Origin of the sequence: Helicobacter sp. 10-6591 (genome assembly GCF_003288805.1) — a bacterium.
GTDB lineage: Bacteria > Campylobacterota > Campylobacteria > Campylobacterales > Helicobacteraceae > Helicobacter_F.
Window position 1 is genome coordinate 1 of record NZ_NHYK01000045.1, and the last position, 1,341, is coordinate 1,341.

Annotated in this window: 1 protein-coding gene; it reads right to left on the bottom strand. The window is 37.7% G+C overall.

Annotated elements, in window-relative coordinates:
• Positions 1 to 1,341 (bottom strand): autotransporter-associated beta strand repeat-containing protein (locus CCY97_RS08080; protein WP_181562876.1); only part of this gene is annotated, 1,341 nt, incomplete at both ends.

A 1,341-nucleotide genomic window follows, 5' to 3' on the forward strand; every position in this document is an offset into this window, starting at 1 on the left:
CTAGAAAATACATCAATATCAAATTGCAAAGAACCATCACTGATGGGTTTTGAAATTTTGAAATTGTGTTTTGGCATATTGCCCATGTCAATGCTGATTTTATTACCTGCGAGTGTAAAAAACACATTTTTCTGCGGTGTGAATGTGAGTTTGGCTCCATTAGCTATGTTATATCCATTTGTGGCATTTAACTTGGCATTACCGGATTCTCCAAAGACAAGAGTGAGTGTAGCATCTGTATCTTGTGTGTATGTACCACCAACTATTAGGTCGTTGTTGGTGCCTGTCTTATCATCTTTCCCACTTGTATCTGTAGGATAGAGTGTGCCTGCTTGGACTGTGCCATGGTTGTCTAGATTCTGTTTTATAGTGCCATTGCCTGCAAGTGTAGCACCAGAGGTTACATAAACACTGCCAGAGAGGGAGGGCTTTTTTGCATTGGTATTATTTGGAATATATATTGGTGGTATAGCAGAATTATTTGCAGCAGTGGCAAGTGTCATTGCTGCAGAAGTAGTTTGTGCTTTGTGTTTTTCTTCATTTTTATACTTCTTTTCATTGTAATAATCTGCCTCACTCATGAGTGCTAAAGTGCCATTAGCCACATAGGTTAGTCCTGTATAAGTGTTTTGGCCACTTAATACAAGTGTGCCTGTTCCGTGTTTTAGCAGTCCTACACTAGTGAAGTGAGTCATAGGGTTAGTTACAGTGCTAGGAGAACTAGCAAGATTAACCATTGTGCCACCAATATTGTAATGCAAGCTGGTATCCCAAAGTCTCTCATCGATGTTGTTACTAAAAAGCATTTCATTACTATCACTCACATTAAGAGTATAGAGTGCATGTTCAGTGTTGGTAAATTTGCTCCCTATTGTAAAATTCCATTTTGTAAGTGTGCTATTTGAGTTAAGTGTATAAATATCATCACGTGTCAAGCGATTAGCATCTAACCTAGCTAATCCACCCATCGCTTTTTGTATATCTAAGACACCTTGACCGATGATGGATTCTTTATTGAGTTCATAAATTGATAGCTTATTATCTGGTGTTTTTATAATATCGTTGTAGATACTATCCACATTTGAATCGTATCCAGCATCTTTAAGAGCATTTAATACTTCATCTTTGTTTTTAATCACTAGCCCCCTGCTAACGTCGCTATTGCTTGTAATAATAATCGTATGTTTTTGTGTCTTGTTTTTGTCAGTAAATGTTTTCAATATCACCTTTGGTAATACCACATTTTTATTAGCCGTGCTTAAGAGCACATCTGCAATCTGGCGACCATTGAGATCAGGGAATTTCTCTTGCACAAGTGCAGCTGCTCCACTCACAAATGGT